Source organism: Falsirhodobacter sp. 1013 (assembly GCF_051195255.1).
Taxonomy (GTDB): Bacteria; Pseudomonadota; Alphaproteobacteria; order Rhodobacterales; family Rhodobacteraceae; genus Falsirhodobacter.
Map to the genome: position 1 here is coordinate 81,728 of NZ_JBNJLK010000005.1, position 24,232 is coordinate 105,959.

General features: G+C 65.2%; 21 protein-coding genes and 1 pseudogene. 12 read left to right on the top strand and 10 right to left on the bottom strand.

The window, feature by feature from the left end:
* Positions 1 to 3,843 carry a baseplate multidomain protein megatron gene (locus tag ACSHZY_RS09760; RefSeq protein ID WP_435168582.1) on the top strand — a complete coding sequence of 1,281 codons (3,843 nt, stop codon included), beginning with the start codon at positions 1 to 3 and terminating at the stop codon, positions 3,841 to 3,843.
* Between the two features lie 24 nt (positions 3,844 to 3,867).
* Here the strand turns inward: ACSHZY_RS09760 and ACSHZY_RS09765 are convergent, their stop codons facing one another.
* The 3 genes and pseudogenes from ACSHZY_RS09765 to ACSHZY_RS09775 all read right to left on the bottom strand — a co-directional run.
* Positions 3,868 to 4,902, bottom strand: a complete 1,035-nt coding sequence (locus tag ACSHZY_RS09765; RefSeq protein WP_435168584.1) for a FliG C-terminal domain-containing protein — start codon at positions 4,900 to 4,902, stop codon at positions 3,868 to 3,870.
* Positions 4,903 to 4,966: 64 nt separating this feature from the next.
* Positions 4,967 to 6,268: an adenylosuccinate lyase gene (purB, locus tag ACSHZY_RS09770; protein ID WP_435168586.1), complete on the bottom strand. Its 1,302-nt coding sequence runs from the start codon at positions 6,266 to 6,268 to the stop codon at positions 4,967 to 4,969.
* Between the two features lie 110 nt (positions 6,269 to 6,378).
* A pseudogene (locus ACSHZY_RS09775) lies at positions 6,379 to 6,819 on the bottom strand (YceI family protein); the annotation flags it as partial.
* A gap of 355 nt (positions 6,820 to 7,174) precedes the next feature.
* On the opposite strand from ACSHZY_RS09775, the gene rpsF reads away from it, so the two are divergent.
* The 4 genes from rpsF to ACSHZY_RS09795 all read left to right on the top strand — a co-directional run bounded on the left by rpsF (position 7,175) and on the right by ACSHZY_RS09795 (position 9,617).
* Entirely contained in the window at positions 7,175 to 7,582 is a 408-nt protein-coding gene (gene rpsF / locus ACSHZY_RS09780; protein WP_435168588.1) for a 30S ribosomal protein S6, read from the top strand.
* A 20-nt stretch (positions 7,583 to 7,602) separates the two neighbouring features.
* Positions 7,603 to 7,830 carry a 30S ribosomal protein S18 gene (gene rpsR, locus ACSHZY_RS09785; RefSeq protein WP_136682342.1) on the top strand — a complete coding sequence of 76 codons (228 nt, stop codon included), beginning with the start codon at positions 7,603 to 7,605 and terminating at the stop codon, positions 7,828 to 7,830.
* A gap of 10 nt (positions 7,831 to 7,840) precedes the next feature.
* Positions 7,841 to 8,422 (top strand): 50S ribosomal protein L9, encoded by a 582-nt coding sequence (rplI, locus tag ACSHZY_RS09790; protein WP_435168592.1) that lies wholly within the window; start codon positions 7,841 to 7,843, stop codon positions 8,420 to 8,422.
* A gap of 208 nt (positions 8,423 to 8,630) precedes the next feature.
* Positions 8,631 to 9,617 (top strand): YihY/virulence factor BrkB family protein, encoded by a 987-nt coding sequence (locus ACSHZY_RS09795; RefSeq protein WP_435168593.1) that lies wholly within the window; start codon positions 8,631 to 8,633, stop codon positions 9,615 to 9,617.
* A 22-nt stretch (positions 9,618 to 9,639) separates the two neighbouring features.
* Here the strand turns inward: ACSHZY_RS09795 and nrdF are convergent, their stop codons facing one another.
* The 4 genes from nrdF to nrdH form a co-directional block, all read right to left on the bottom strand.
* On the bottom strand, positions 9,640 to 10,617 hold the full coding sequence (gene nrdF / locus ACSHZY_RS09800; RefSeq protein ID WP_435168595.1) for a class 1b ribonucleoside-diphosphate reductase subunit beta: 978 nt from the start codon (positions 10,615 to 10,617) through the stop codon (positions 9,640 to 9,642).
* Positions 10,618 to 10,749: 132 nt separating this feature from the next.
* The gene (gene nrdE / locus ACSHZY_RS09805) at positions 10,750 to 12,831 is read right to left on the bottom strand and encodes a class 1b ribonucleoside-diphosphate reductase subunit alpha (RefSeq protein ID WP_435168799.1); all 2,082 of its coding nucleotides are present in this window, start codon (positions 12,829 to 12,831) and stop codon (positions 10,750 to 10,752) included.
* Positions 12,832 to 12,866: 35 nt separating this feature from the next.
* The gene (nrdI, locus tag ACSHZY_RS09810; RefSeq protein WP_435168802.1) at positions 12,867 to 13,268 is read right to left on the bottom strand and encodes a class Ib ribonucleoside-diphosphate reductase assembly flavoprotein NrdI; all 402 of its coding nucleotides are present in this window, start codon (positions 13,266 to 13,268) and stop codon (positions 12,867 to 12,869) included.
* A gap of 18 nt (positions 13,269 to 13,286) precedes the next feature.
* Positions 13,287 to 13,508, bottom strand: coding sequence for a glutaredoxin-like protein NrdH (nrdH, locus tag ACSHZY_RS09815; RefSeq protein WP_435168597.1), 222 nt, complete (start codon positions 13,506 to 13,508; stop codon positions 13,287 to 13,289).
* Positions 13,509 to 14,031: 523 nt separating this feature from the next.
* On the opposite strand from nrdH, the gene ndk reads away from it, so the two are divergent.
* The 5 genes from ndk to ACSHZY_RS09840 all read left to right on the top strand — a co-directional run bounded on the left by ndk (position 14,032) and on the right by ACSHZY_RS09840 (position 18,600).
* A complete protein-coding gene (gene ndk / locus ACSHZY_RS09820) occupies positions 14,032 to 14,454 on the top strand; it encodes a nucleoside-diphosphate kinase (RefSeq protein WP_271973679.1) in 423 nt (140 codons plus the stop codon).
* A 102-nt stretch (positions 14,455 to 14,556) separates the two neighbouring features.
* On the top strand, positions 14,557 to 15,309 hold the full coding sequence (locus tag ACSHZY_RS09825; RefSeq protein WP_435168600.1) for a VOC family protein: 753 nt from the start codon (positions 14,557 to 14,559) through the stop codon (positions 15,307 to 15,309).
* Between the two features lie 109 nt (positions 15,310 to 15,418).
* Positions 15,419 to 16,993, top strand: a complete 1,575-nt coding sequence (locus ACSHZY_RS09830) for a Re/Si-specific NAD(P)(+) transhydrogenase subunit alpha (RefSeq protein ID WP_435168601.1) — start codon at positions 15,419 to 15,421, stop codon at positions 16,991 to 16,993.
* Between the two features lie 10 nt (positions 16,994 to 17,003).
* A complete protein-coding gene (locus ACSHZY_RS09835) occupies positions 17,004 to 18,428 on the top strand; it encodes an NAD(P)(+) transhydrogenase (Re/Si-specific) subunit beta (protein ID WP_435168603.1) in 1,425 nt (474 codons plus the stop codon).
* 46 nt (positions 18,429 to 18,474) lie between these two features.
* Positions 18,475 to 18,600, top strand: a complete 126-nt coding sequence (locus ACSHZY_RS09840; protein WP_435168605.1) for a hypothetical protein — start codon at positions 18,475 to 18,477, stop codon at positions 18,598 to 18,600.
* Here ACSHZY_RS09840 and ACSHZY_RS09845 read toward each other — a convergent pair whose 3' ends face one another.
* Positions 18,601 to 20,616: an NAD(+) synthase gene (locus tag ACSHZY_RS09845; RefSeq protein WP_435168607.1), complete on the bottom strand. Its 2,016-nt coding sequence runs from the start codon at positions 20,614 to 20,616 to the stop codon at positions 18,601 to 18,603. It lies immediately after the preceding gene.
* Between the two features lie 127 nt (positions 20,617 to 20,743).
* On the opposite strand from ACSHZY_RS09845, the gene ACSHZY_RS09850 reads away from it, so the two are divergent.
* Positions 20,744 to 22,129, top strand: a complete 1,386-nt coding sequence (locus ACSHZY_RS09850; protein WP_435168608.1) for a CHAD domain-containing protein — start codon at positions 20,744 to 20,746, stop codon at positions 22,127 to 22,129.
* Between the two features lie 6 nt (positions 22,130 to 22,135).
* On the opposite strand, the gene ACSHZY_RS09855 is transcribed toward ACSHZY_RS09850, so the two are convergent.
* Entirely contained in the window at positions 22,136 to 22,573 is a 438-nt protein-coding gene (locus ACSHZY_RS09855; protein ID WP_435168610.1) for a LysR substrate-binding domain-containing protein, read from the bottom strand.
* On the opposite strand from ACSHZY_RS09855, the gene ACSHZY_RS09860 reads away from it, so the two are divergent.
* Complete coding sequence (locus tag ACSHZY_RS09860) at positions 22,572 to 23,426, top strand: oxidoreductase (protein WP_435168612.1); 855 nt, start codon at positions 22,572 to 22,574, stop codon at positions 23,424 to 23,426. The genes ACSHZY_RS09855 and ACSHZY_RS09860 overlap by 2 nt on opposite strands.
* A gap of 54 nt (positions 23,427 to 23,480) precedes the next feature.
* Here the strand turns inward: ACSHZY_RS09860 and ACSHZY_RS09865 are convergent, their stop codons facing one another.
* Positions 23,481 to 24,173 (bottom strand): type 1 glutamine amidotransferase domain-containing protein, encoded by a 693-nt coding sequence (locus ACSHZY_RS09865; protein WP_435168804.1) that lies wholly within the window; start codon positions 24,171 to 24,173, stop codon positions 23,481 to 23,483.
* Positions 24,174 to 24,232 lie beyond the last annotated feature (59 nt).

Here is a 24,232-nt window from a genome sequence, read left to right on the forward strand (position 1 = left end):
ATGGCCACCCTTCTGCTTGCCTCCGCCGGGGCCGCCATCGGCGGCAGCTTTGGCGGGGCCGTCCTTGGCCTGTCGGGCGCCGTCGTCGGCCGTGCCGTGGGGGCCACGCTGGGCCAGGTGGTGGATCAGCGCATCTTTGGCAGCGGTTCCTCTGTCGTGGAAACGGGGCGGCTGGACCGTTACCGCATCATGGGGGCCAATGAAGGCGCGGCGATCCCGCAGCTTTATGGCCGCACGCGGGTGGCGGGTCAGGTCATCTGGGCCACGCGCTTCAAGGAGCACAAGAAAAGCACCTCGGCCGGCGGGAAAGGTGGGCAGCAGCAGAAGGTGACGCAGTATTCCTATTCGGTCAGCCTGGCCGTGGCGCTGTGCGAGGGGGAGATCTCCACCGTCGGGCGCATCTGGGCCGACGGGGTGGAGATCGTTCCCGCGGACCTGACGATGCGCGTGTATACCGGCGCTGCCGATCAACTGCCCGATGCCAAGATCGAGGCGGTGGAGGGACAGGGCATGGCCCCCGCCTATCGCGGGATCGCTTATGTGGTGATCGAGGATCTGATGCTGTCGGCCTATGGCAACCGCGTGCCGCAGTTCAGCTTCGAGGTGCTGCGCGCATCGGGGGGGCTGACCCTGCAGAATGCGGTGAAGGCGGTCGCCATGATACCCGGAACGGGAGAGTATTCGCTTGCCACGACCCATGTGCGCCAGAACTACGGTCTTGGCGCCTATGAGGCGGTGAACGTGAACACGCCGTCGGGGCGGTCGGATCTGGAAACCTCGCTGGACCAGCTGGGGGCGGAACTGCCCGGGGCGGGGTCCGTCTCTCTCGTCGTGTCGTGGTTCGGGTCGGACCTGCGCTGTGGCGAATGCGAGGTCGCGCCGAAGGTGGAACAAACCAGGATCGACGCAGAGAACATGGCGTGGAAGGTGTCCGGTGTGCCCCGTTCTCGCGCCCGGACCGTTCCGACCGAAGCGGGACGTCCCGTGTATGGGGGCACGCCGACCGACCAGTCCGTGATCGAGGCGATCCGCGCCACCCGCGCCAGCGGCCGGGAGGTCATGTTCTATCCCTTCATCCTGATGGAGCAGATGGGCGGCAACACGCTGCCGGATCCCTGGAGCGGGGGGGAAGGTCAGGCGGTTCTGCCCTGGCGCGGGCGGATCACCACCTCCCTGGCGCCGGGAAAGGCGGGTACGCCCGACCGGACGGCGGCTGCGGAGGCGGAGGTCGCGCGCTTTTTCGGGACGGCGGAGGTCGGCGATTTCGACGGCACCAGCTATTCCGGTCCGGACGAATGGCGCTATCGCCGCTTCATCCTGCACTACGCGCATCTGTGCGCCAAGGCGGGTGGGGTGGATGCGTTCTGCATCGGGTCCGAGATGCGGTCCCTGACCCAGATCCGGGGGGCGGAGGACCGCTTCCCCGCGGTGGAACAGCTGCGCCGGCTGGCGACCGAGGTTCGGGCGATCCTGCCGGGTGCCAGGATCAGCTATGCCGCCGACTGGAGCGAGTATTTCGGCTATCACGCCGACGGGAACGTCTACTTCCACCTGGACCCGCTGTGGGCTGATCCGGCGATCGATTTCGTGGGCATCGACAACTACATGCCGCTGTCGGACTGGCGTGACAGTCAGGATCATGCCGATGCGCGCTGGGGGTCGATCTACAACCTCGACTACCTCAAGGCCAATATCGCCGGGGGGGAGGGGTATGACTGGTATTACGACAGCCCCGAAGGGCTGGCGGCCCAGACGCGTACGCCCATCACGGATGGCGCCTTCAACGAGCCGTGGGTGTTCCGCTACAAGGACATCCGCAACTGGTGGTCGATGCCGCATCATGACCGGCGGGACGGGGTACGTGCCGCGCTGCCGACGGCCTGGAAGCCCCAGTCGAAGCCGATCCGCTTCACCGAATACGGCTGCGCCGCGATCAACCGCGGCACGAACGAGCCAAACAAGTTCCTTGATCCCAAATCGTCGGAGTCCGTTCTGCCCCGCGCCTCGGACGGGCGGCGCGATGACCTGATCCAGATGCAGTATTTGCGCGCGATGGCCGACTTCTGGGGGGAGGAGGCGAACAATCCCGTGTCTTCGGTGTATGTGGGGCCCATGGTGGACATGGATCATGCCCATGTCTGGGCGTGGGATGCGCGGCCCTTCCCGGTCTTCCCCAACCTGATCGACCTGTGGTCGGACGGGGACAACTATCCGCGCGGGCACTGGCTGAACGGCCGCGCCGCCTCGCAGCCCCTGGCGCAGGTGGTGCAGGAGATCTGCGCGCGATCCGGCGTGACGGCGGACACGTCCGGACTTTACGGCATCACGCGCGGCTATGCGGTGGAAGAAACGGGTCATGCCCGTTCCGCCCTTCAGCCCCTGATGCTGACCCATGGGTTCGAGGCGATGGAGCGGGACGGAAGTCTCGTGTTCCGCATGCGCGACGGGATCAGCCGGCTTGTGCTGGAGGCCGACCGTCTTGCGGTCACGGACGAGCTGGACGGCATCGTGGAAACCGTCCGCGCGACCGAGGCGGAGATGGCGGGCCATGTCCGCCTGGCCTTCACGGAGGCGGAGGGCGATTACAGCAGCCGTCAGGCGGAGGCGATCTTCCCGGACGAACGCACGGTCTCCGTCTCTCAGACCGATCTGCCGATGGTGCTGACGGCGGCGGAAGGGCGCGGCGTGGCCGAACGCTGGCTCGCCGAGGCGCGGGTCGCCCGCGACACCGCCCGTTTCGCGCTGCCGCATTCCGTCGAGGTCGGGGCGGGCGATGTGGTGACGCTGAACGACGCGCTGTGGCGGATCGACCGTCTGGACAAGGGCGACGTGCAGCTGATTGAGGCGACGCGGGTGGAGCCACATGTCTATGCCCCTTCCGACATGGTGGAGGAGCGGATCGTGCCGAAGGCCTTCGTGGCGCCGGTGCCGACCTTCCCCCTGTTCCTGGACCTGCCCCTGCTGCGCGGGGACGAGGTGGCGCATGCCCCCCATGCCGCCGTGACGGCCACCCCTTGGCCTGGCCGCGTCGCAATTTGGAGCGCGGCGCAGGATGCGGGCTACACGCTGAACATTCAGCTGGAAAGCGCGGCCGTGATCGGCGTCACCGAAGGCGCGCTGGGCGCGGCGCGCAACGACCTGTGGGACCGGTCCGACCCCTTGCGCGTGAAGGTCCATGGCGGTGCGCTGACGTCTGCTTCCGAGCTGGAGGTGCTGAATGGCGCGAACGCCATGGCCATCGGCAACGGCCAGACATGGGAGGTGTTCCAGTTTGCCAAGGCGACGCTTGTCGCGGCGGGCACCTATGACCTGAGCCTGCGGCTGCGAGGGCAGCTGGGCACGGACGGGGTCGTTCCGGCGGAAGGCTGGCCTGCCGGCAGCTATGTCGTCCTGCTGGACGACGCGTTGATGCAGGTAGAACTGCCCGCCGCGTCCCGCAACCTCGCGCGGCATTACCGTGTCGTTCCAGCGGTGCGGGGCTATGACGACCCCACGGCAGTGCATGAGGTGCTGGCCTTCGAAGGGGTCGGCCTGCGACCCTATGCGCCGTGTCACCTGCGCGCGACAGGCGCCGGCGACGTGAAGGCGACATGGGTGCGTCGCACGCGCATCGATGGTGACAGCTGGGAATCCTACGAGGTTCCGCTGGGCGAGACGGCGGAGACCTACATGATCCGCATCCTCGCCGATGACCAGATCCGGCGCGAGGTGATCGTCACGGCGCCCGAATGGACCTACACCGCCGCGATGCGGCAGGCGGATGGGGGCGGGGCCGTTACGCTGGCGGTGGCGCAGGTGTCGGACCGCTTCGGACCGGGGCCCTTCACGACCCTTGCGATCTGAACGCGGCCCCTTCGGGGGCCGCTTTCAACGTTCCTCGGACTGGATCAGCGCGATCTCCCGCGCTTTTTCGGCGCGGCGGATGCCGTCGATGACGGCGGTCATCGCCGCCTCGCCGTCCTTTTCGTGGGGAAGGCCACGATCCGCGATCTCGTCCCGGAAGGTTTGCGCCAGGCGTTGGGACAGGTGGGACAGCAGGAACTCCGCCACCTCGGGCATGGCGGCCATGGCAGTGACCATCAACCCCTGATCCACCACGCGCATCACCTTCGGGACGTCGATCGGGGCAACGCGGGCGGGCACATGGGCGAAGGTGAAGATCGACTTGCGCACCTCGGCCGAAAATACGGCGTCCTCGGCGTCCAGCCCGGCCAGAACGTCTTCGCGGGTGTGGCTGCGCGCCACGTTCAGGATTGCGCCCACCCGTTCGCCGGGCTTGCTGTCGAAGGCGCGCGGCGGTTCGGCGTCCAGTTGCTGCGCGATGGTCTGGCCGATCCGGCGCACGGTGGCCGGATCCACGTTCCCCGTCTGCGACACCGCATAGGCCACGCGCCGCGCCCGTTCGCCGGGCAGCTTGCCCAGAAGCTCCGCCGCGCGGTCGATCGGCAGCTTGGAGATCACAACGGCGGCGACCTCCACGGCCTCCTCCTCCAGCACGGGCAGCAGCTTGTCGGGGGGCAGGGCGTTCAAGCGTTCCCACGGATCGGCCGGGCCCGCGCCCGCGCGCCGCAGCCGGCTGGCCGCTTCCGAGGAGATGTGACCGTCCATCGCCTTCAGCGCGCCTTCCATGCCGCCCGGAAAGGCCAGCCCGACGCCTTCCAGTTCGGACACGAACTCCACCACCACGGCGTCAAGGGTTTCGCGGTCCACCAGCCGCAACTGCCCCATCTCCTCCGTCAGGTCGGCCTGCATGTCTTCGGGCAGGGCGGTGATGGGGATGGGACTGCCTTCGGACAGCAGCAGCCGGACGATCACGGCGGCCTTCTGCCGTTTCGTCAGGGCGCGCGGCAGCACGCGGACGGCGCGCAGCGCCGGTTGGATCTGGGCCAAGGCCTGAGACATTCTGCCCCCTTCGTCGTTTCGGGGGCAGAATGTCAGTCGTATCTTAACAGGGCGTTAGCCGGGCTTAACCGAAGACGCGCTTGAAGATCGTGTCGACATGCTTGGTGTGATAGCCTAGGTCGAACTTCTCCTCGATCTCGGCCGGCGACAAGGCCGCCGTCACCTCCGCATCGCCCAGAAGCTCGGTCTTGAAGTCGGCGCCCTGTTCCCAGACCTTCATCGCGTTGCGCTGAACAAGGCGATAGCTGTCCTCACGCGACACGCCGGCCTGCGTCAGGGCCAGCAGCACGCGCTGGCTCATCACCAGGCCGCGGAACTTGTTCATGTTGGCCAGCATGTTGTCCGGGTAGATCACCAGCTTTTCGATCACGCCCGCCAGACGGTGCAGGGCGAAGTCCAAGGTGATGGTCGTGTCCGGACCGATCGCGCGTTCGACCGAGGAATGGCTGATGTCGCGTTCGTGCCACAGGGCCACGTTTTCCATCGCCGGAACGACGGACATGCGGACCAAGCGGGCCAGACCGGTCAGGTTTTCCGTCAGCACCGGATTGCGCTTGTGCGGCATGGCCGACGAACCCTTCTGACCGGGAGAGAAGAACTCCTCCGCCTCCAGAACCTCGGTCCGCTGCATGTGGCGCACTTCGATCGCGATGTTCTCGATGCTGCTGGCGATGACCCCCAGCGTGGCGAAGAACATGGCGTGCCGGTCGCGCGGGATCACCTGGGTGGAGATCGGCTCCGGCAGAAGGCCCATCTTGGCGCAGACATGCTCCTCGACCGCCGGGTCGATGTTGGCGAAGGTGCCGACGGCGCCGGAAATGGCGCCGGTGCGGATTTCCTCGCGCGCAGCTTCAAGGCGGCTCTTGCCGCGCGCCATCTCGGCGTAGAAGCGGGCGAAGGTCAGGCCCATCGTGGTTGGCTCGGCGTGGATGCCGTGCGATCGGCCAATGCGGACGGTGTCCTTGTGCTCGAATGCGCGGGTCTTCAGCGCCTCCAGCACGCGGTCCATGCCTTTCAGCAGCAGGTCCGACGCGCGCACCAGCTGCACGTTCAGCGTCGTGTCCAGAACGTCGGACGACGTCATGCCCTGGTGCACGAAGCGGGCGTCGTCCGCGCCCACATGTTCCGCCAGATGGGTCAGGAAGGCGATGACGTCATGCTTGGTGACGGCCTCGATTTCGTCGATGCGGGCCACGTCGAACTCGACATCCTTGGCGCGCCAGACGGCATCGGCATTGGCGCGCGGGATCACGCCCAGATCGGCCTGCGCGTCGCAGGCGTGGGCCTCGATCTCGTACCAGATGCGGAATTTCGTCTCGGGCGACCAGATGGCGACCATGTCGGGGCGGGAATAGCGGGGGATCATCGCGCGGGCCTTTTCCTGTCCGGGGTATGGGCGTGTCCTTACGCCGCGGAGGGGATCAAGGCAACGGGGAAGGGCGCGCGGACGGCAAAGCCCGCCGCGCGCCGCGGGGATCACTCGGCGGCCTGCGCTTCGACCGAGAGCTTCACCTCGATCTCGTCCGAGACGGCGGGCACGAAGGCGCCCATGTCGAAATCGCTGCGCAGCAGTTTCGCCGTGGCGGTGAAGCCCATCCACGGCTTGTCCATCATCGGGTGCTGGCCCTGCTGGTTCATCACGGTGTCCAGCACGACGGTTTTTGTCACGCCGTGGATCGTCAGATCGCCGGTGATCAGCGCGGTCTTGTTGCCCGTCACATCGATGGAGGTGGACTTGAAGGTTACTTCCGGCGCTTCCTCGGCGCCGAAGAAGTCGGGCGACAGCAGGTGCTTGGTGCGGGCGTCATCGCCCGTGGTCAGCGAGGTGACCGGGAAACTGACATCGACCGAGGAGCCGGCCGGCGCGTCGGCGTCGAAGTCGATCATGCCTTGAATGCCGCTGAACATGCCCGTCGTCGTGGAGAATCCAAGATGCTCGTAGGTGAAGACGACCTGGCTGTGGCTGGTGTCGAAGGTTTAGCCCTGGGGGGGGGGGCTGCGAGGGCCGCACCGCCGGCAAGGGCGAAGGCAGTGGTCTTGAACATGGGAAAGCTCCGTCTGTACATGGGGAAAGACATGACCGACCCAGCGGCGGCAGGCGACGTCCGCCCGCGAACAGGATACCCCGATCCACGCACACTTGCGCGGCGGCAGGATGCGTGTATAAGGCCCCTTCCTTTCCGCATTCACGGATAACCGGCGCAGCCTCTCGTGGACGGGTCGCGGAAAGGCGATGCCCGTCCTATGAAATGCGCCCTGAACAGGAGTGCACATGCCGCTTTACGAGCATGTCTTCATCTCGCGTCAGGACCTGTCCAACGCGCAGGCCGAAGGCCTTGTCGAACACTTCTCCACGGTTCTGGCGGACAACGGCGGCAAGGTCGTCGAAAGCGAGTACTGGGGCGTCAAGACGATGGCCTACAAGATCAACAAGAACCGCAAGGGCCACTACGCCCTGCTGCGTTCGGACGCACCGTCGTCCGCCGTGCAGGAAATGGAACGCCTGATGCGCCTGCATGACGACGTGATGCGCGTCCTGACCATCAAGGTCGACGCCCACGAAGAGGGCCCCTCGGTCCAGATGCAGAAGCGCGACGAGCGTGAAGGCCGTGGCGACCGCCCCGACCGTGGTGATCGCGGCGACCGCGGTGACCGTGGCGGCTTCGGCGGCCGTCGTTGATCCTGAAAGGAACCTGACACATGGCGAACAAACCGTTTTTCCGTCGTCGTAAAGTCGATCCGTTCGGGGGCGAGAACGCACCCGCGATCGACTACAAGGACACGCGCACCCTTCAGCGCTACATCTCCGAGCGTGGCAAGATCGTGCCGTCGCGCATCACGGCCGTTTCGGCCAAGAACCAGCGCAAGCTGGCCGCAGCGATCAAGCGCGCGCGCTTCCTCGCCCTGCTGCCCTACGCTGTGAAGTGAGGATCGACTGATGCAAGTTATCCTTCTGCAACGCGTGGCCAAGCTGGGCCAGATGGGCGATGTCGTGTCCGTCAAGGACGGCTACGCCCGCAACTTCCTGCTGCCGCAAGGCAAGGCGCTGCGCGCCAACGACATGAACATCAAGTCGTTCGAAGCCCGCAAGGCACAGCTGGAAACCGAAAACCTCGAAACCCGCAAGGAAGCCGAGGCGGTTGGCGAAAAGCTGGACGGACAGCAGTTCATCGTCATCCGCTCCGCTTCGGATGCCGGCGCTCTCTACGGTTCGGTCACCACGCGTGACGTCGCCGACGCGGCCACGGCCAACGGTTTCACCGTCGACCGCAGCCTGGTTGTTCTGGACCGTCCGATCAAGGATCTGGGTCTGCACCCGGTGACCATCGTCCTGCACCCGGAAGTGTCCGTGAAAGTGTCGATCAACGTCGCACGTTCGCAGGAAGAAGCTGAACTGCAGGCTTCGGGCAAGTCGATCCAGGAACTGGCCGCTGAAGAAGAAGCGGCTGCCGAGTTCGAGATCTCGGAACTCTTCGACGATCTGGGCGGCGCCCAAGACGACGAGGACGACGACCGCTAAGGTTTTCAAAGGCCGATGCCTTTTTGCCGCGTCCCTTCGGGGGCGCGGTTTTCATTTGGGGAACGCCATCGGCGGGTTTGCGTTGCTGTTTCAGAAGTGATGGAACAGGAGATGGACGGGCGCGGCTTCGACGGGCGAAGACTGCCAGACCGCAGGGTCGGGTGTGGCCTCCGGGGTTTGCGCTTCTTCTGTCAAAGAGGAATCGACCATGCCGCAAAACGTCGCCCCGGCCCCGTTGCCCGAAAAGACGCCCCCTGTCGGGCGGGAGGCGAATTCCCCTAGGCAGATTCCGGCACGGGGGTGGTGGCAGATCGGCCAACGCGTCTTCAACGCGGTGATGGAGGACCGGGTGCTGGCCGTGGCTGCGGGCATGACTTTCTTCCTGCTTCTCGCGCTGGTTCCGGCCATTTCGGCCTTTGTCTCGATCTATGGCCTGTTTGCGGACCGGGCGACGGTGATGGATCACCTGGCCCTGATGGACCAGGTCGTGCCGTCCGACACCATGTCGATCGTGGCGGATCAGGTGAAACGTATTGCCTCCACCGACGCGGCCACGATGACCTTCGCCTCCATCTCGTCGTTGCTGATCGCGATGTGGTCGGCCAACAGCGGCGTGAAGGCCATGATCGAGGCGTTGAACGTCGCCTACAACGAGGTGGAGAAACGCTCGTTCCTCATGCTCAACGTCATCTCGCTGGCGCTGATGTTCGCCTGCGTGGCGCTGATCCTGGTGATGATCGCGACCGTCGCCGTTCTGCCCGCCGTCCTGTCCTTCATGCACATCGAAGCGAAAAGCGAGACGGCGATCGCCCTGCTGATCCGCTGGCCGGTCATCTTCCTTGTCATGATGAGCACGCTGGCCGGGCTTTACCGCTTCGCCCCCAGCCGGGCGGCCGCACGATGGCGCTGGATCAGCCCCGGGGCGGTCTTCGCCTCGGTGTCGCTGGTCATCTTCTCGATGCTGTTTTCGTTTTACGCGTCGAACTTCGCGGAATTCAACGAAACCTATGGTTCACTGGGCGCCGTGATGGGCCTGCTCACCTGGTTGTGGCTGTCGTCGGTGATCGTGCTCGTGGGGGCCGAGATCAACTCGGAAGCGGAAAAACAGACCAACAAGGACAGCACCACCGGTCCGTCCGTGCCGATGGGGGAGCGCGAGGCCCACGCGGCGGATCATGTGGCAAAGGGGGCCTGAACCCCCTTCGCCCTTAGCGGGATCAGAAGTCCCAGTCTTCGTCTTCCGTCGCGACGGCCTTGCCGATCACGTAAGAGGAGCCGGAGCCCGAGAAGAAGTCGTGGTTTTCGTCCGAGTTCGGCGACAGGGCCGCAAGGATCGCCGGGTTCACATCTGTCACCGAAGACGGGAACAGCGCCTCGTAACCAAGGTTCATCAGCGCCTTGTTGGCGTTGTAGTGCAGGAACTTCTTCACGTCCTCGGACAGGCCGACGCCGTCATACAGTTCCTCGGTATAGGCTTCCTCGACCTCATACAGGTCGAACATCATCGCGAAGGCGAAATCCTTGATCTCGGCACGCTCGGCTTCGGTCACCTTCTCCAGCGCGCGCTGGAACTTGTAGCCGATGTAATAGCCGTGCACCGCCTCGTCCCGGATGATCAGGCGGATCAGGTCGGCGGTGTTGGTCAGCTTGGCGCGGCTGGACCAGTGCATCGGCAGGTAGAAGCCCGAATAGAACATGAAGGATTCAAGGAACACGCTGGCGACCTTGCGGCGCAGCGGGTCGGCGGACTTGTAATGCTCCAGCACCAGGCGCGCCTTCTTCTGAAGGTGCGTGTTCTCCTCGGACCAGCGGAAGGCCTCGTCGATGGCCTGCGTGCTGCACAGCGTGGAGAAGATGGAGGAATAGGACCGCGCATGGACCGATTCCATGAACGCGATGTTGGTCAGCACCGCCTCTTCATGCGGCGTGACGGCGTCGGGCATCATCGCCATCGCCCCGACCGACGCCTGAACCGTGTCCAGCATCGTCAGGCCGGTGAAAACCCGGATCGTCAGCTGCTGTTCGTAATCGGTCAGCGTGGCCCAGGACGGGATGTCGTTTGACAGCGGCACCTTTTCCGGCAGCCAGAAGTTCGAGGTCAGGCGGTTCCAGACCGTTAGGTCCGTGTCGTCCTGAATGCGGTTCCAGTTGACGGCACGCGTGGGCGTGCGGCGTAGGGGGGGCTGCGCGTTCATGTGGGTGTTCCTGTCGCATAAGCCGCCCGAAGGCCGCCTTGAGTCGCTTTGCAACAGTTTATCTTCGAACGCGAGCGAGGGAAACCACCCATCTCGTTTATCCACAAGATATAGCGGTTTCCCTTTTCGTTATCACAAGGTGCAGCTGACGCAGCCCTCGACCTCGGTGCCTTCCAGCGCAAGCTGGCGCAGGCGGATGTAGTAGATCGTCTTGATGCCCTTCTTCCAGGCGTAGATCTGGGCGCGGTTGATGTCGCGGGTCGTGGCCGTGTCCTTGAAGAACAGCGTCAGCGACAGGCCTTGGTCCACATGCTCGGTCGCGGCGGCATAGGTGTCGATGATCTTCTCCGGCCCAATCTCGTAGGCGTCCTGATAATATTCCAGGTTGTCGTTGTCCATGAAGGCGGCCGGATAGTAGACGCGGCCGATTTTGCCTTCCTTGCGGATCTCGATCTTCGACACGATCGGGTGGATCGAGGAGGTGGAGTTGTTGATGTAGCTGATCGACCCCGTCGGCGGCACGGCCTGCAGGTTGCGGTTGTAAAGCCCGCCCGCCATCACCTTCGCCTTCAGGTCCGCCCAGTCGGCACGGGTCGGCAGCGCCACCCCGAACTTTGCGAACAGCGCGGTGACGGTATCCGTCTCCGGCAGCCAGTCCTGCTCGGTGTATTTGTCGAAGAACTCGCCCGACGCGTATTTCGACTGATCGAAGCCCTTGAAGCTCTGCTTCCGCTCCACCGCCAGCAGGTTCGACGCGCGGATCGCGTGGAAGGCGATGGCGGCGAAATAGACGCGGGTGAAGTCGATGCCCTCCGTCGATCCGTAATGGATCCGTTCGCGCGCCAGGAAGCCGTGCAGGTTCATCTGGCCCAAGCCGATGGCGTGCGATTCATCGTTCCCGCGACGGATCGAGGGGACAGAGTCGATCGCCGACATCACCGATACGGCCGTCAGCGCGCGTACGGCGGTTTCCACGGTCTTGCCGAAATCCGGGCCGTCCATGGTCTTGGCGATGTTGAGTGAGCCGAGGTTGCAGGAGATGTCGGTCCCGAGGTGCTTGTAGCTCAGGTCCTCGTTGAATTCCGACGCCTCGTTGACCTGCAGGATCTCCGAGCAGAGGTTCGACATGGTGATGCGGCCCGCGACGGGGTTCGCACGGTTCACCGTGTCTTCGAACATGATGTAGGGATAGCCGCTTTCGAACTGGATCTCGGCGATGATCTGGAAGAAGTCGCGCGCCTTGATCTTCTTTTTCTTGATGCGCGGGTTGTCCACCATCTCGCGGTATTTCTCGGTGACCGAGATTTCGGAGAAGGGAACGCCATAGACCTTCTGGATGTCGTGCGGCGAGAAGAGGTACATGTCCTCGTTCTTCTTCGCCAGTTCGAAGGTGATGTCCGGGATCACGACGCCCAAGGACAGCGTCTTGATGCGGATCTTCTCGTCCGCGTTCTCGCGCTTGGTATCAAGGAACTTCAGGATGTCCGGATGGTGGCAGTTCAGATACACCGCGCCTGCGCCCTGACGCGCGCCCAGCTGGTTGGCGTAGGAGAACGAATCCTCCAGCAGCTTCATCACCGGGATCACGCCCGAGGACTGGTTCTCGATCCCCTTGATGGGGGCGCCTGCCTCGCGCAGGTTGGTCAGCATAAGGGCCACGCCGCCGCCGCGCTTGGACAGCTGCAGGGCCGAGTTGATGGACCGCCCGATCGATTCCATGTTGTCTTCCAGACGCAGCAGGAAGCAGGAGATCAGCTCTCCGCGTTGCTTTTTCCCGGCGTTCAGGAAGGTGGGGGTGGCCGGCTGGAAGCGGCCGTTCATGACCTCCTCCATCAGCTGCATGGCCAGCGTCTCGTCGCCTTGGGCCAGCGCCAGCGCCAGCATGACGACGCGATCCTCGTACCGTTCAAGGTAGCGTTTGCCGTCCTTCGTCTTCAGCGTGTAGCTGGTGTAATACTTGAACGCGCCCAGGAAGGTCGGGAAGCGGAACTTGCAGGCATAGGCCGCGTCCCAGATCCCGCGCAGGAAGGGGCGGGAATACTGGTCCAGCACCTCGGTCTCGTAATACCCCTCGCGGACCAGATAGCCGAGCTTTTCTTCCAGCGAATGGAAGAAGACCGTGTTCTGGTTCACGTGCTGAAGGAAATACTCCTTCGCCGCGCGCCGGTCCGCGTCGAAGCGGATCTTGCCGTCCGCATCGTACAGGTTCAGCATCGCGTTCAACGCGTGATAATCCAGCGAAGACGACTCTACGGGCCGATCGAGCGTTGCCGTGTCCAAAACGTTTCCAATCCTTGCCTGACGCGCGCCACATCTTCTTCGGTGCCGGCGAGTTCAAATGTGTAGAGCAGGGGGACGTGGCATTTCGTGGCGATGATCTTGCCCGCCAAGGCGAAATGTTCCCCGAAATTCAGGTTACCCGTGCCGATGACGCCACGGATCAGGGCCCGGTTCGCCGGGTCGTTCAGGAAACGGATCACGGGCTTGGCGACCGCGCCATGCCCTTCACCGTCGGAATAGCTGGGGGTGATCAGGACATACGGCTCCGTCACCCGCGTTTCTGCGTTGATCCGCGTGGCGGGAAGACCCAGCCGTTCCACGAACCGCCGCGTGTTGCCCGAGCCGGAGGAGTAGTAGACCAGCCCCCCGATGCCCGGCCCGGTCACGTTTCAGGCCAGCGCGCCGATCTTGTCGGGACGGAAGCCCGCCCAGTGATCGGTGCCCGCCACGACAACCGGCGCCTGGCGATAGCCCATGCCGGTCACCAGCTCCATCGCCGCCGCATCTTCCGACAGGTCGATGATGGTGTATGCGATTCCCTGCTTGTCCAGCGCGCGCTTCGTGGCGTCGCATTGCACGCAGGCGGGTTTGGAGTAGAGCGTCACGGTCATCGTTTTCGTCCTAATGGAGCGGGCCGGAGCCCCGGCGCCCGACCCCGAAGGCCGGCCACCGGGCCCCATGCCCGTGGTCATGATCTGGTCGAGGGGACCGGGAAGACAGGTTCGACACCACAGGATATGGTGTCGCGTCCCCTTGGCCGGATGTCGGGCGCCCAACAATAAAAGGGCGTTTGGCGATCCTTCGCATCAACCCCTAGGGGGGCATCAGCGCCTCTTGTCTAGATATAGCGCCCTGCGATCCGAGTCTCAATCTCGAATGCAACGCCCCTGTCAGATTTCGGTGAATGAAGTTGTGGATAAGTGACACCTCGGTTTGCGCCCTGAACCGGCTGGAACGTCAGGCTTCGCGGGCAAGATGTTGGTTCGCTTGAACATCCGGCGCGGGCGGGGCAGGCGGTCCGCGGCCCGTCCTTATCCTCCGGTGGCCACGACGATCTTTTCATCAGACCCCTCGCGTGATAGCAGGGCGGCGGAACCGGGCCATTGGGGCCCACTGACTGCAAGAGAGACGAACATGGCCATCGAACGCACCCTTTCGATCATCAAGCCCGACGCGACCCGCCGCAACCTGACCGGCAAGATCAACGCGAAGTTCGAGGAAGCCGGCCTGCGCATCGTCGCGCAGAAGCGCCTGCACCTGTCTACGGCGCAAGCCGGCAAGTTCTATGAAGTGCACGCCGAGCGTCCCTTCTATGGCGAGCTGGTGGAGTTCATGGCGTCCGAGCCGGTCGTCGTGCAGGTTCTGGAAGGTGAAGGCGCGATCGCCAAGAACCGCGAAGTGATGGGCGCCACCAACCCGGCCAACGCCGATGCCGGTACCATCCGCAAGGAGTTCGCGCTGTCGGTCGGCGAAAACTCCGTCCACGGTTCGGACGCGCCGGAAACCGCAAAGGAAGAGATCGCCTTCTTCTTCTCCGGCCTCGAACTGGTCGGCTGATCCGGCTCGGGGCCCTGCACAACGTCTGTGCGAACGGGCCCCGAACCTTTCCTGTCGCGGCTGCGGGCGTGGGCTTAGGTTTCCGGCTGAAGGAGACCAGAGATGACCCATGCCCCCCGCATCGGCCGCGTCACGCTGACCGTGAACGACCTGCCGAAGATGACCGCCTTCTACCGCGACGCCCTTGGCCTGAACGTTCTGTCCGCGGACAAGGCGGAAGCCGTGCTGGGCACCGACGTGCCGCTTCTGGCCCTGCGGTCCGACCCCGCCGCCCGCCGCCCCGAGATGGGGGAGGCTGGCCTCTATCACACCGCCTTCCTGCTGCCCGACCGCCAGGATCTTGCAAACTGGCTGCTGCACGCGGTCCAGTCCCGCCTGTCGCTGGCCGGTGCCTCGGACCATGATGTCAGCGAGGCGCTGTACATGCAGGATCCCGAAGGCAACGGGATCGAGATCTATCGCGACCGCCCGCGCGACGAATGGGTCTGGAACGACGGCGTGATCCGCATGGGAACCTACCAGCTGGATCTGGACGGTCTGGTGCGGTCAGGCCGCCCCTGGACCGGGGTGCCGGCCGGCACCACGATCGGCCATGTGCATCTTCAGGTCGGCGGCCTTCCCGCCGCCGAGGAGTTCTGGACCGACCACAAAGCCGACATCACCCACCGCTATCGCGGCGCCACGTTCTTCAGCTGGGACGGCTATCACCACCACATCGGCGCCAACACCTGGCACAGCCGAGGCGCGGCACCCCGCAGCTTCCCTGCGACCGGGCTGGCAGAGGTGGAGATCCTTGGCCTGCCGCCGCAGGCCGCCGAAGATCCCTGGGGCACACCGATCCGCTTCGTATCCTGACGTGTGCGAAGGCATGCCCAAGTATACTTGCCGCACGCCTTGCAACCTCTCGATCCCGTGTGCTTACTGCGCCCGCACGGGATGAAATCTTGGGAAGGGGGACCGACATTTGAAGATCGGAGCGGCAAGAGAGATCTTTGAAGGCGAAGCACGGGTGGCCATGACGCCCGAAAGCGCCCTGCAGATCCAGAAGCTGGGGCACGAATGCCTGATTGAAGCCGGAGCCGGCGCAAAGGCCGGATTCACGGACGAGGCCTATGCCAAGGCCGGCGTCACCGTGGTTCCGGACGCCGCGGCGCTGTTCGCCGGGGCCGATGTCGTCGTGAAGGTCCGCGGGCCCGAAGCGTCCGAGGCCGGTCTTCTGCGGGACGGCCAGACCCTCATCAGCTTCTTCTGGCCCGCCCAGAATGCCGAGCTGCTGGAGCAGGTGAAGGACCGCGGCGCGACCGTCATCGCCATGGACATGGTCCCCCGCATCAGCCGCGCGCAGAAGATGGACGCGCTGTCGTCGATGGCCAACATCGCGGGCTACCGCGCCGTGATCGAGGCCGGGAACAACTTCGGCCGCTTCTTCACGGGTCAGGTCACGGCGGCGGGCAAGGTGCCCCCGGCGAAGGTCCTGATCGTGGGCGCGGGCGTGGCGGGTCTGGCCGCGATCGGCACCTCCACCAGCCTTGGCGCGATCACGCTGGCCTTCGACGTGCGTCCCGAGGTGGCCGAACAAATCGAGTCGATGGGCGCGGAGTTCGTGTATCTCGACTTCGCCGGGGCCGCGCAGGACGGGGCCGCGACGGGCGGCTACGCCGCGCCGTCCAGCCCCGAGTTCCGCGACGCGCAGCTGAAGAAGTTCCGCGAACTGGCGCCCGAGGTGGACATCGTCATCACCACGGCCTTGATCCCCGGACGCCCCGCGCCCAAGCTGTGGACCGAAGACATGGTCGCGGCGATGAAGCCGGGGTCCGTCATCATCGACCTTGCGGCCGAACGCGGCGGCAACTGCGACCTGACGAAGCCGGACGAAAAGTTCGTGACCGACAATGGCGTGACCATTGTCGGCTACACCGACTTCCCCTCGCGGATGGCGACGCAGTCCTCCACGCTCTATTCCAACAATATCAGGCACATGCTGGCCGATCTTACGCCAAAGAAGGATGGCGTGATCGACCACAACATGGAGGATGACGTCATCCGCACGGCCACGGCCACGCATGACGGCGCGATCACGTTCCCGCCGCCGCCGCTGAAGGTCCAGGCCATCGCCGCGCAGAAGCCGCGCGAAAAGGCCAAGGAACTGACGGTCGAGGAAAAGCGCGCCGCCGAGGTCGCGAAGTTCAAGTCCGAAACGAAGACGCAGGTCGGCCTTCTTGTCGCGGCGACGGTGCTGCTGCTTTTGGTCGGTGCGGTCGCCCCGGCCAGCTTCATGGCGCATTTCGTGGTGTTCGTACTGGCCTGCTTCATCGGCTTCCAGGTGATCTGGGCCGTGTCGCATTCGCTGCACACGCCTCTGATGGCCGTCACCAATGCGGTGTCGGGGATCATCATCCTCGGATCGCTGGTGCAGATCGGGGCAGGCGGCTTCCTTGTCGTGCTTCTGTCCTTCATCGCGATCCTGATCGCCACCATCAACATCGTCGGGGGCTTCCTCGTGACGCGGCGCATGCTCGCCATGTTCCAGAAATCGTAAGGGGGCAGGCATGGATTACGCACTGGTTTCCGCGGCCTACATCGCCGCTGCAATTCTTTTCATCCTGTGCCTGGGCGGCCTTTCGGGGCAGGAAAGCGCCAAGCGCGCCGTGTGGTACGGCATCGCGGGCATGGCGCTGGCCGTCGTCGCCACGCTGTTCGGCCCCGGCGCGGGCTATCTGCCGCTGGTGCTGCTGGCGATCCTGATCGGCGCGGGGATCGGCTGGTATCTGGCAAAAACGGTCGAGATGACGGCGATGCCGCAGCTCGTCGCGGCCCTCCACAGCTTCGTGGGCCTTGCGGCCGTCTTCATCGGATTCAACACGCATCTGGTCATGGCCCGCGTGCTGGGTCTGGATGCGGGGCTGCTGACAGGCTTCGAATTCCTGATCGCCCACAAGACCCCGGCCGAGATCGCGATCCTGCAGGTGGAAACCTTCATCGGCGTCTTCGTCGGCGCTGTGACCTTCACAGGGTCCATCGTGGCCTTTGGCAAGCTGTCGGGCAAGATCAACAGCAAGGCCACGAAGCTGCCGGGCGGCCACTGGCTGAACGCCGGCGCGGCCGCGCTGTCGCTGATCCTGCTGATCGCCTATTGCAACGGCGCGGGCGGCTGGACGCTTCTTCTGATGACGCTTTGCGCGCTGTTCATCGGCTATCACCTGATCATGGGCATCGGCGGGGCGGACATGCCGGTCGTGGTGTCGATGCTGAACAGCTATTCGGGCTGGGCGGCCTCGGCCATCGGCTTCTCGCTGTCCAACGACCTGCTGATCGTGACGGGCGCCCTGGTCGGCTCGTCCGGTGCGATCTTGTCCTACATCATGTGCAAGGCAATGAACCGCTCTTTCGTCAGCGTGATCCTGGGGGGCTTCGGCACCACCACGGGCCCCGCGATGGAGATCGAAGGCGAACAGGTGGCCATCGACGCCGAAGGCGTGGCCAACGCCCTGAACGACGCCGACAGCGTGGTCATCGTGCCGGGCTACGGCATGGCGGTGGCGCAGGCCCAGCAGGCGGTGTCGGAACTGACGCGCAAGCTGCGCGCGGCGGGCAAGACCGTCCGCTTCGGCATCCATCCCGTCGCGGGCCGTCTTCCGGGCCACATGAACGTCCTTCTGGCCGAAGCGCGCGTCCCCTATGACATCGTGCTGGAGATGGACGAGATCAACGACGACTTCGCCTCCACCGACGTGGTCATCGTCATCGGCTCGAACGACATCGTGAACCCGGCCGCGCAGGAAGATCCGAACAGCCCCATCGCGGGCATGCCGGTGCTTCGGGTGTGGGAGGCCAAGCAGGTCTTCGTGTCGAAGCGTGGCCAAGGCACCGGCTATTCCGGAATCGAGAACCCGCTGTTCTTCAAGGAGAACACGCGCATGTTCTATGGCGACGCCAAGGGATCGATCAGCCAGCTGGTCAACCTGGTCAACTGAAACGAAACGCCCCGCCAAAGCGGGGCGTTTTCATTCGGAACGTGCGGTGACCGGCTGGCGTTGCCTTCGAAACAGGAGGCTACACATGTTCAAGTTCATCGGCGGCACCATCGGCGTCATCTTCCTCATCGGCCTGATCGTGGTGATCCTGCTTCTGAAGCTGATCTTCTGATCAATCCGGCACGCGGGCCAGGTCGTCCAGCCAGACCTGCGCCACCGCGTCCGAAGGGGCACGCCAGTCGCCGCGCGGCGACAGCGACCCGCCGCCCGAGACCTTCGGTCCGTTCGGAATGGCCGACCGCTTGAACTGGCTGAACGCGAAGAACCGCTTCAGGAAACCTTCCAACCAGTGCTTGATGGTCGGCAGGTCATAGGTGTGCTTCTTCGCTTCCGGCCAGTCTTCCGGCCAGCGGCCCGCCTCAAGCGCGCTCCATGCCCGCCATGTCAGGAACGCCACCTTCGATGGCGCGAAGCCATAGCGGAGGATGTGGAACAGGAAGAAGTCGTGCAGCTCGTATGGCCCGATCGTGGCTTCGGTGCCCTGAAGCTGTTCGCCCGGCACCAGTTCCGGAGAAATTTCGGTGCCAAGGATCGACAGCAGCACCTCGTTCGTGGCGGCGTCGAACTGGTCCGAGGTGGCGGCCCAGCGGATCAGGTACTGGATCAGCGTCTTCGGCACGCCGGAGTTCACGGCGTAATGGCTCATCTGATCGCCGACGCCATAGGTGCACCAGCCCAGCGCCAGTTCGGACAGGTCGCCCGTGCCGATGACGAAGCCGTTGTTGTGGTTGGCCAGCCGGAACAGATAGTCGGTGCGCAGCCCCGCCTGCACATTCTCGAACGTGATGTCATAGACGGGTTCGCCCTTGGCGAAGGGATGGCCCATGTCCGACAGCATCTGCGTGGCCGAGGGACGGATGTCGATCTCCGCCGCCTCGATCCCCATGGCGCGCATCAGGGTCCAGGCGTTGGACTTCGTCCCTTCGCTGGTGGCAAAGCCCGGCATGGTATAGCCGAGGATGGTCGAACGCGGCAGGCCCAGCCGATCGCAGACCTTCGCCGCCACGATCAGCGCGTGGGTTGAATCCAACCCGCCCGAGACGCCGATGATCATCTTCCCACCGCGCGTCGCCTCGAACCGGCGGCGCAGACCGTCCACCTGGATGTTGAACGCCTCATAGCAGTCCTGGTCGATCTTGTCGGCGCGCGCGGGAATATAAGGGAAGCGGCGCTGCACCCGGTGAAAGCCGATGTCCTTCGTCGTCGGGCGATGGGCAAAACGGATGCGGCGGAAGGGGCGGGCGCTTTCGGCCGCATCGGCATAGGTGCCCGTCCGCATTCGTTCGGACAGGATGCGGCCCGCGTCCACGTCGGCGATGCAGAGTTCCGGGTTCATCGCGAACCGCTCGGACTGGGCCAGCATCTCGCCCAGTTCATAGATGCCGCCCTGACCGTCCCAGGCCATGTCGGTGGTGCTTTCGCCCGCGCCGGCCGCCGAATAGGCATAGGCCGCGATCGCCCGCATGGACTGCGAGGCGCACAGAAGGTGCCGGTCGTCCGCCTTGCCGATCGTGATGTTGGAGGCCGACAGGTTCGCAAGGATCACCGCCCCTGCCAGCGCCGCCGCGGTGGAAGGCGGGGTGGGCGACCAGAAATCCTCGCAGATCTCGGCATGGAGGATCAGGCCGGGCAGGTCCTCCGCCTCGAAGATCAGGTCGGGGCCGAAGGGGACGGTCTGGCCGGCGGCCGTGATCTCTCCGCCCGCGTGGCGGCCATGGGCGAACCAGCGCTTCTCGTAATATTCGCGGTAGTTCGGCAGGAAGGATTTCGGCACGATCCCGAGGATCTGGCCCTTCGACAGCACGGCTGCGCAGTTGTACAGCTTGCCATCCCGCCGCAGCGGAAGGCCCACCAGCACCACCGGCGACAGGTTCGCCGTGGCCTTCGCCAGATCGGCCAGCGCATCCTCGGCCGCCGTCAGCACGGCCTCCTGCAGCAGCAGGTCGTCGATCGCATAGGCGGTGATGCACAGTTCGGGGCAGATCAGCACGTCCACCTGCGCGCGATCCGCTTCCACCATGCGGGCGCGGATGGCATCGCGGTTGAAGGGGATGTCGGCCGGCCGGACCGAAGGGGTGCAGGTGGCCACGCGGACAAAGCCGTGACTGTGGATCGAGGCGAAATGCATGCGTGAACCTTTGCGTGATGACGTTCCCCGTGGTTCTAGCGCCCGCAGCCCCGCCGTAAAACACGCAAGGGAACGATTTTCCTCCGCAAACGCTAACTCCGACCACCGAGGATCGAGGAGAGGCGACATGACACAGGCAAAACTCAGGCTGCACGTGTCCGGGGAAATGGCGGCGCAGATCATGGACGGGGCGGGGGCTGCGAAGTCCGAGCAGGTCCACACGGTTCATTTCGACACCCCTGATCACGCCCTTTCGGCAATGAAGGCCTTTCTGCGCATACGGCATCTGGCGGACCGGCAGGTGCAGACCATCCGGACCCCGCAGGGCGAACGCGACAAGCTGGTCGAAGGCGACGTGCCGGTGGTGGAGGCGTCGGGGCCGTTGGGCGACATTCTGGCACACGACCTGATCCCCGTTTTCACCACGCGCCACACCCGTCGCCACTGGTCGGTGGAGGAGGCGGGCCAGACGGTCGATGTGGCCTTGGACGAAGGGGAGATCGCGGCTGCCGACCGGCATGTCCCGATCCGCGATCTGGTTCTGACGGGGGCCCCGTCGGCGCTGGTCGCCGTGGCCCGGCGCCTTGCCGGGAACGCGCAGATTGCGCCCTTGTCGAAGGTTGAACGCGGGTATCGCCTGGTCGGCCCCGCGCCGCTGCGCCTGAAGGCGACCGAGGTGCCGCTGGAGGCGACGATGACCGCGGCTGCGGCTTTCCAGCAGATCACCTGGTCCTGCCTGAACCAGTTCCGCCAGAACGAGGATCTTCTGGCCACCCGCATGGCCGAGCCGCTTCATCAGGCGCGGGTGGCGCTGCGACGCCTGCGATCGGCGTTTTCGATCTTTCGGCCGATGCTGGGTGACAGCGGGGCCGATCTGCGGGAAGGTTTGCGCGATCTGGCGTCGGAACTGGGGCAGGCGCGAGATCTGGACGTGCTGCTTCTGCGCGCCCCGCAGGGCCCCCTCGGCACCCGCATCCGCCACGCCCGCGAAGCCGCGCATGATGCCGTGGCCGAGGTGCTGGTGTCGGACAAGACGCGGGGTCTGCTGCTGGATCTGGCCGCCTGGCTGCACGACGGCGACTGGCTGCGGGACGAGGTGCGCAAAACCCTGCGGGAGGAGCCCGTGACCGTCTTCGCGCAGGACGCGCTGTCCCGCTATCGCCGCAAGGTGAAGAAGGGCGGGAAGGGGCTCTCGACGTTGGAGGACGAGGTGCGCCACGACCTGCGCAAGGACGCCAAGAAGCTGCGCTACGCGGCGGAGTTCTTCAGCCCGCTGTTCGCGGCCGAAGCACCGAAGCGCCACCGGACATTCCTCGGGGCCCTCGAAACCCTTCAGGACCATCTGGGTGACCTGAACGATCTGGCCACCGCGCCTGAACTGCTGCACCGGCTGGGCATCCGCGACGAACCGGGCGCGGCGGATCTGTTGGCAAAAGGCCGCAGGAAGCGCCTGCTGCGCGAGGCGGAAGACGCCTATGACCAGCTGATCGACGCCAAGCCCTTCTGGGCCTGACCCCAGCTAGACCTTCCGTCCGGTCACCATGTCCACGAAGGCCCGCAACGGCGCGGGCGGGCGGCGACCATGATAATAAAGGTGCGGCCCCCCGAACTCCGGCCACCAGTCGGGCAGGACCGGAATCAGGGCGCCGCTGGCGAAATGCGGCTCCAGCCAGTTGCGGAAGGTCATGCACAGCCCAAGCCCGGACATCGCATGTCCGATCATCGCGGCGGAGCCGTTGGTGCCGACGATCAGCCGCGCCTTCGGGTTCAGGGTCAGGGATTCCTCGCCACGCTCGAACATCCACGGCACCAGCGCACCGCTGGAGAACCGCCCCCGCACGCAATCATGTGCCAGAAGGTCGCGCGGGTGCTCCGGCAGGCCCTTGCGCGCCAGATAAGCGGGCGAGGCCGCCAGTGCCGTCTGCTGCCGCCGTGCAGCAGCAAGGAGAACACGCATGACCACCCCCGCTTCGGCCGCCGGCCGTTTCACCGTTCCCGGCACGGCCCTGTCCGTGAACCGGATGGGCTACGGCGCGATGCAGCTGGCCGGCCCCCACGTCTTCGGCCCGCCCAAGAACCCTCAGGAGGCTTTGGCCGTCTTGTGCGAAGCCGTCGCCCTTGGCATCGACCACATCGACACCAGCGACTTCTATGGCCCCCATGTCACGAACGCTTTGATCCGCGAGGCGCTTCATCCCTATCCCGCCGGTCTGGTGCTGGTGACGAAGATCGGCGCGTGGCGGGACGACAAGGGCGGGTGGAACCTTCAGCGCGACGAGGCTTTCCTGCGCCAGTCCGTGGACGACAACCTGACCCGCCTTGGTCTTGACCGGATGGCCATCGTCAGCCTGCGCATGGGCGGGCCCGAGGATGACATCGCCGCCCCGATGCGCGTCCTGCGGACCATGCAGGAGGAAGGCCTGATCGACCACATCGGCATCAGCACCGTCACCGCCGATCAGGTGGCCGCCGCCCGGGACATCGCACCCGTGGTCTGCGTGCAGAACCAGTACAACCTGGTCCATCGCGGCGACGACGCGCTGATCGACCGGCTGGCCGAAGATGGGATCGCCTATGTCCCCTACTTCCCGCTGGGCGGCTTCTCACCCCTGCAGTCCGCGGAACTGAACGCCGTGGCGGCCGAGATCGGCACCAGCGTGCAGCAGGTCGCCCTGGCATGGCTTCTGGCCCGCAGCCCGAACATCCTCGTGATCCCGGGCACATCGTCGCGCGCCCATCTGCGGCAGAACGTGGAGGCCGCCACGCTGGTCTTCAGCCCGGATCAGAAGGCGCGGCTGGATGCGATCTGAGGATGACCCCGACGGGCGGCGATCTTCGCCACCCGCTTTCGTTGTCGATGCGGCTCAGGCGGCCGTCTTCTCCCGAAGGGCTTCCAGCAGCCGTTCCGCCGCCGCGGCCGACGATGCGGGGTTCTGGCCGGTGATCAGCAGACCGTCCGTCACCGTATAAACACCCCAGTCGTCGGTGCGGGAGAAGTCGCCGCCCAGCCGGACCAGCTCATCCTCCACAAGGAAGGGCACGATCTTTGTCAGGCCTACGCCTTCCTCTTCGGTGTTGGTGAAGCCCGTGACGCGGCGGCCCTGAACGACCGGGCGGCCGTCCGCGTTCCTCACGTGCCGCAACACGCCGGGGGCGTGGCACACCAGCGCGGTCGGCTTGTCGGCGCGCAGGAAGGTTTCGATCAGCGCGATCGAGGTCCCATCCTCGGCGAGATCCCACAGTGGTCCGTGGCCGCCGGGATAGAAGACCGCGTCGAACTGCGCGGCGTCCACACTGTCCAGCCGAACGGTGCGGGCAATGTGGGCCGTCGCCTCGGCGTCCGCCTTGAAGCGTTCCGTCGCCTCCGTCCGTGCCGAAGGTTCATCGCTTTTTGGATCCAAGGGCGGCTGCCCGCCCTGGGGCGAGGCGAGGGTGATCGTGACCCCGGCGTCCTTGAACACGTAATAAGGCGCCGCCAGCTCCTCGAGCCAGAAGCCGGTCTTCCGCCCCGTGTCGCCAAGCGTGTCGTGGGAGGTGAGCACCATGAGGATCTTCATCATTCGCGTCCTTGTTGTTGCGGGCCATTGCCGATGGACAACAGATGGCATCGCCAAGG